Source organism: Paenibacillus segetis, from assembly GCF_014639155.1.
GTDB classification, from domain to species: domain Bacteria; phylum Bacillota; class Bacilli; order Paenibacillales; family Paenibacillaceae; genus Fontibacillus; species Fontibacillus segetis.
The window spans coordinates 128,885-134,884 of record NZ_BMFT01000006.1 but is presented as its reverse complement, the minus strand read 5'-3'; the positions used below and the strand labels follow the sequence as shown (position 1 = coordinate 134,884).

Below are 6,000 nucleotides of genomic sequence, written 5' to 3'. Positions count from 1 at the left end.
CGTACCCATCCCGAACACGACCGTTAAGCCCTCCAGCGCCGATGGTACTTGGACCGCAGGGTCCTGGGAGAGTAGGACGCCGCCAAGCAAACTTACGCAGGTTCCTAATCGAAACTGCGTGAATTATTCCCTGATAGCTCAGTTGGTAGAGCACTCGACTGTTAATCGAGTTGTCACAGGTTCGAGTCCTGTTCGGGGAGCCATATGCTCTCATAGCTCAGTAGGTAGAGTGCATCCATGGTAAGGATGAGGTCACCGGTTCAAACCCGGTTGAGAGCTCCATGATTTTTCGAAGAGAGTTAACTTTGGAAAAGCTATCCTAAATGTGGCCCGTTGGTCAAGCGGTTAAGACACCTCCCTTTCACGGAGGTAACAGGGGTTCGATTCCCCTACGGGTCACCATACATACGGAGGCTTAGCTCAGCTGGGAGAGCATCTGCCTTACAAGCAGAGGGTCGGGGGTTCGAACCCCTCAGCCTCCACCATATTTCTTCTAATCATTATTGGGGATTAGCCAAGCGGTAAGGCAACGGACTTTGACTCCGTCACTCATAGGTTCGAATCCTATATCCCCAGCCATTATTATTAAGAGCCATTAGCTCAGTTGGTAGAGCACCTGACTTTTAATCAGGGTGTCGAAGGTTCGAGTCCTTCATGGCTCACCACTTTATTCCTAAAGTGTTGCCTAGTAACATCGTGCGCGTGTGGCGGAATGGCAGACGCACCAGACTTAGGATCTGGCGTTTCACGACGTGGGGGTTCAAGTCCCTTCACGCGCACCAAATTTGCGGACGTGGCTCAGCGGTAGAGCATCGCCTTGCCAAGGCGAGGGTCGCGGGTTCGATTCCCGTCGTCCGCTCCATATTTTGCGCCCTTAGCTCAGCTGGATAGAGCGTTTGACTACGAATCAAAAGGTCGGGAGTTCGAATCTCTCAGGGCGCGCCATTATATTTATAACTTCATAAATGTAGTAAGCACCATTTTATTTCGGGACGTAGCTCAGCTTGGTAGAGCACCTGGTTTGGGACCAGGGGGTCGCATGTTCAAATCGTGTCGTCCCGACCATTATAAAATGCGGGTGTAGTTCAATGGTAGAACTTCAGCCTTCCAAGCTGATAGCGTGGGTTCGATTCCCATCACCCGCTTTTATTTTTATGACAGTAACATCATCAGATTCGATGATGTTTTTTGTTATAATCTTATCTTTTTTTGTATCCTTGCATTTTACTGCTTCACCGTGTTACTGTTAATAGGGGTCTTCTTTACTGTAATTGGTAATTACTGAGGGTGGTGCATAATTATGTATCATAGCCTTCTGTTGATTTTGTGATTTCCTTTTTAAAAGCAGTTACGAGTGACTCTAAGGGCATTTTGATCTATGCGTATTTTTGAATAAAAAATCACTTAACTTCATTAACTCTTGCTAAATTGCTAAATATATTACAAATAAAGTGAAGATTTTCAGGAGAGTTTATTGTATTATGTTAAGAAAGCTTTTAGAAAGACGGTAAAGGGATGAAATGGGGGAGAACTATGACTGAATTAACGGTAACTGCAGGAAAGAGTAATGCCAATAACCTGCTACGACGCGACATTCGTTTTTTGGGCAATATTCTAGGAGAGGTCCTTGTGCATCAAGGCGGTAATGAACTCTTGGATATTGTCGAGAAGATTCGTGAAGCGAGCAAGTCACTACGGGCTGTATTTTTACCTGAATTATATGAAGAGTTCAAAACGATGATCAATTCTCTTGAACCCGAGATTCGTCACCAAGTAATCCGTGCATTTGCGATTTACTTTCAACTCGTTAATATTGCTGAGCAAAATCACCGAATTCGTCGTAAGCGGGATTACGAAAGGTCGGCAGGAGAAACTGTACAGCACGGTACGCTAGAAGCGTCGGTTAAAGATTTGAAAGATCGTGGCTTTACTTATTTGGAAGCTCAAGAGATTTTGGAAGGTATGTCATTGGAACTGGTTATGACAGCCCATCCTACAGAAGCGATGCGTCGGGCTATTCTTGATATTCATAAACGGATTGCTGATGATGTTATGCAGCTCGACAATCCGACGCTAACCTTCCGCGAACGCGAGCAGCTAAGAGAGAAGCTACTTAATGAAGTAATTACACTTTGGCAAACCGATGAGTTGCGTGATCGTAAGCCTACAGTACTCGATGAAGTGCGAAATGGTATGTATTATTTTCACGAGACGTTATTCCATGTACTTCCTGAAGTATATCAAGAGCTGGAGCGTTGCCTTAGCAAGTATTATCCTGAGCATTTGTGGCATGTGCCAACGTATCTGCGGTTTGGTTCCTGGATTGGCGGAGACCGTGACGGAAACCCGTCTGTAACCTCTGATATCACCTGGGAGACCCTGCGGATGCAGCGGAAGTTGGCTGTGCGTGAATATCAGCGCATTTTGTCAGAACTATTCAAACATCTCAGTTTCAGTACAACAATTGTAGATGTGACAGATGAACTGCTAGCTTCTATTCAGAAGGACCGTCTCCAAGTTACATTGAACAAAACATCGAAGTGGAACAATGAGAAGGAACCTTATCGTGTAAAACTGACATATATGACAGAGAAATTACAGAATCTTTTGGATGACTCGAAAAAGGATACGGCAGAACGTTACACTGATGTAGCTGAATTCATTAATGATCTGAGGATTATTGATCGCAGTCTCCGTCATCACTATGCCGATTATGTTGCGGATACTCATATTAAGAAATTGGTTCGTCAGGTGGAGCTATTCGGGTTCCACACAGCGACCTTGGATATTCGTCAGCACAGCCAGGAGCATGAGAATGCCATGACTGAGATACTAGCTAATATGAATATCGTTAGCAACTATGCTGAATTGCAAGAACAAGAGAAAGTGAAGCTCTTAGAGCGAATATTGAATGATCCGCGCCCTCTGACATCTCAATACCAAGAGTACAGTGAGAGCACCAGAGAGTGTCTTGAAGTATACCGGACCGTGTTCAAGGCTCAGAAGGAATTTGGTAAGCAGTGTATCACTAGTTACCTAATAAGTATGGCAGAGGCAGCGAGTGATATCCTCGAGGTTATGGTCTTCTCTAAAGAAGTTGGTTTGTTCCGTAAAGAAGCGGACGGTTCAGTCGTTTGTACGTTACAAGCTGTACCGCTATTTGAGACGATCGACGACTTGCATGAGGCACCTGGAATTATGCGTCAGCTGTTCAGTATGCCGATCTATCGTCAATCTGTAGAAGCGATGAATGATCTACAAGAGATTATGCTTGGGTATTCTGACAGTAACAAAGACGGTGGTGTGGTAACGGCTAACTGGGAACTACGAGTAGCTCTCAAGCAAATTACTGCTGCAGCGAGTGAATTTGGTATAAAGCTGAAATTCTTCCATGGTCGTGGAGGAGCGCTAGGTCGTGGAGGTATGCCTCTGAACCGTAGTATCCTTGTGCAACCCCCACAAACGATTGGTGGAGGCATTAAGATCACAGAGCAAGGTGAGGTCATTTCTTCACGTTATTCATTGAAGGGGATCGCTTACCGAAGCTTGGAGCAGGCAACTTCTGCTTTAATTACTGCAGCCATTCAGGCACGTCTAAATCAAGAGTACGCTTCGAGTGAAGAGGAATGGGAGGAGATCATTAAAGGGATCTCTGAAACTTCACTGGATAAGTATCAGGACTTGGTATTCCGTGATCCGGATTTCTTGAAATTCTTTAAGGAATCTACACCTCTTCTTGAGGTCGGAGAACTTAATATTGGCTCCCGACCATCCAAACGGAAGAATAGTGATCGTTTCGAAGATTTACGGGCTATTCCATGGGTGTTTGCCTGGACACAAAGCCGTTATTTGTTCCCTGCTTGGTATGCCGCAGGAACTGGTTTATTTAACTTCTATCAGAATAATGAAGAGAACATGAAGGTACTTCAAGATATGTACGAAAACTTCTCTTTCTTCCGTTCTCTCATCGATACGTTGCAATTAGCTATTGTCAAAGCAGATTTGACCATTGCTAAAGAATACGCGAACATGTGTAGTGATCCAGAAGTACATGATCGAATCTTCAAAAAAATTGAGGAAGAGTTCAATTTGACGAAGACTATGATCCTAAAGATCACGGGACTTACAGAGATATTGGGTAATGCCCCAGCTTTGCAGGAATCTATTCGTCAACGTAATCCTTACGTTGATCCACTGAGCTACTTGCAAGTTCAATTGTTAGCTGAGCTTCGTGCGATCCGTGAAAAAGGGCAGGACGATCCAATTCTACTGCGTGAAGTACTGCTTACGATTAACGGAATTGCTGCAGGTCTTCGGAATACGGGCTGATACAATACAACAGTTCTAACAATTCAGATAGAATTAAAAGCAGGCTGGGACTTATCTAGGGATAAGGTCCTGGCTTGTTTTGTCAATTCTATTGCATTTTATTAGGACATGATTTAACATTTGAATGAATGAGTGCTTATGTCTGGTGAACCGGGTGGAATTCCGGGCAATGAAGGCTGGACAAGCAGGGTGTATGAATGAAGCCCGTCCATATGATATGGGGGAAATTCAATGGTGGATCATTTTGATGCGAGACTGGTGAAGCTGGCCCGTAAGGGAGATCAGGGGGCTTTTGCAGAGCTCGTAGATTTATATAAGGATAAAATATTTCATTTAGGCTACCGAATGTTATCCAATCGACATGAGGCGGAGGACATCGTGCAAGAAACCTTCCTTCGTGTCTATAAGAATTGGGAACGGTATGACGAGAAGCAAAAATTCTCTACGTGGATTTATCGTATTGCGACAAATCTATGTATTGATCAATTGCGTAAACGTAAGCCTAGATACTATCTTGATGCTGAAATGAACGATCAGGAAGGTATGGATGGATATACGCTCATTCCGGGAGATGATAGAACACCGGAGACAGAATATCTCGTATCTGAGACGCAGCAATTGATTCATCAAGCGATTGAGGGACTACCGGTTAAATATAAATCCGTGATTATTCTAAGATATTTACAAGAGTTATCGTTGCAAGAAATCGGTGATGTGCTGGATATGCCAGTTACTACTGTAAAAACACGCGTCCATAGGGGTCGTGAATTTTTGCGTAAAAAGCTAGAACATAAAGTATTATAGCTTGGATTATTTAGCAGAGATTTCCGTCATCTTTTTGTGAAACGTATTAAATTATAGAACGTATTGTTAGGTAGGATGACTTATCTATTACTCATAGTTAGTTTCCCATAGATTGATACTGAAAGGATTGGCTGATATGGATTGCAAACAAGCATCCTCATTGATGCATGATTATCTGGATGACGAGTTGTCAACTGGGCAGGCTTTGGAGCTAAGGAATCATCTTCAGGGTTGTCCATCATGTCACGTGCAGTTTAAAGAGCTCGAACAAACAGAAATGATGTTGTTTGCTACAATCAAACATAGCACCTTTTCCGCTTCAGATGAGTTGGTGGATCGAATTCTTAATCAAATTCCGGGTCAACATAAACAACAGGATTGGATGAAATGGATTAAGAGACATCCAGCATTAACAGCTGCTGCAGTGTTCTTTTTCGTTATACTAGTCAGTTTCATTTCATTCTGGGATACTGATGACCAACTTGTTGTGAAGGGTGTTGACCTGGATCAGGTGGTTATAAACGGTAATACCGTAACCGTACCAAGTGGTACTACAATCACTGGGAATTTGACAGTGGAGAACGGCAAAGCTGAAATCTACGGCGAAGTTAAGGGAAATCTTACGGTAATTGACGGATCTTATTTTCAGGCTTCTACGGCCAAGATCTCAGGTCAAGTCAAGAGTATTGATCAAGCGCTGGACTGGATCTGGTACCGGATTACCAATACATTTTCTGAGGTTGCCTACAGGTAATAATTTATGAAGATACGTTATGATCGGGCGCTCCCCTTTGGGAAAATGGGCGCCTTTTTTTATTCTTTGTAGCATGAGGCATTTTTTTCATTTTGTGACGAAAAATACTATTT

General features: G+C 43.4%; 3 protein-coding genes, 11 tRNA genes and 1 rRNA gene. All 15 read left to right on the top strand.

From position 1 onward, the window contains the following. Nucleotides 1-88, top strand: a 5S ribosomal RNA gene (rrf, locus tag IEW05_RS24335); the annotation flags it as partial. Nucleotides 89-127: 39 nt separating this feature from the next. Next, a tRNA-Asn gene (locus IEW05_RS24330) sits at nt 128-203 on the top strand. 3 nt (nt 204-206) lie between these two features. Then, a tRNA-Thr gene (locus IEW05_RS24325) sits at nt 207-282 on the top strand. A gap of 45 nt (nt 283-327) precedes the next feature. After that, nucleotides 328-402: transfer RNA gene (locus tag IEW05_RS24320), tRNA-Glu, on the top strand. A 7-nt stretch (nt 403-409) separates the two neighbouring features. Beyond that, nucleotides 410-485 (top strand) — tRNA-Val (locus IEW05_RS24315). Nucleotides 486-504: 19 nt separating this feature from the next. Continuing rightward, nucleotides 505-579: transfer RNA gene (locus IEW05_RS24310), tRNA-Gln, on the top strand. A gap of 10 nt (nt 580-589) precedes the next feature. Beyond that, nucleotides 590-665, top strand: a tRNA-Lys gene (locus IEW05_RS24305). A 33-nt stretch (nt 666-698) separates the two neighbouring features. Then, nucleotides 699-782 (top strand) — tRNA-Leu (locus tag IEW05_RS24300). Nucleotides 783-787: 5 nt separating this feature from the next. Next, nucleotides 788-862 (top strand) — tRNA-Gly (locus IEW05_RS24295). A 6-nt stretch (nt 863-868) separates the two neighbouring features. Next, nucleotides 869-945, top strand: a tRNA-Arg gene (locus tag IEW05_RS24290). A 43-nt stretch (nt 946-988) separates the two neighbouring features. After that, nucleotides 989-1,065 (top strand) — tRNA-Pro (locus IEW05_RS24285). Between the two features lie 9 nt (nt 1,066-1,074). After that, a tRNA-Gly gene (locus tag IEW05_RS24280) sits at nt 1,075-1,145 on the top strand. Nucleotides 1,146-1,533: 388 nt separating this feature from the next. After that, a complete protein-coding gene (gene ppc / locus IEW05_RS24275) occupies nt 1,534-4,329 on the top strand; it encodes a phosphoenolpyruvate carboxylase (protein WP_188542461.1) in 2,796 nt (931 codons plus the stop codon). A gap of 231 nt (nt 4,330-4,560) precedes the next feature. Next, on the top strand, nt 4,561-5,133 hold the full coding sequence (gene sigW / locus IEW05_RS24270) for an RNA polymerase sigma factor SigW (protein WP_188542460.1): 573 nt from the start codon (nt 4,561-4,563) through the stop codon (nt 5,131-5,133). A 136-nt stretch (nt 5,134-5,269) separates the two neighbouring features. Then, complete coding sequence (locus IEW05_RS24265) at nt 5,270-5,887, top strand: zf-HC2 domain-containing protein (RefSeq protein ID WP_188542459.1); 618 nt, start codon at nt 5,270-5,272, stop codon at nt 5,885-5,887. Nucleotides 5,888-6,000: the final 113 nt, after the last annotated feature.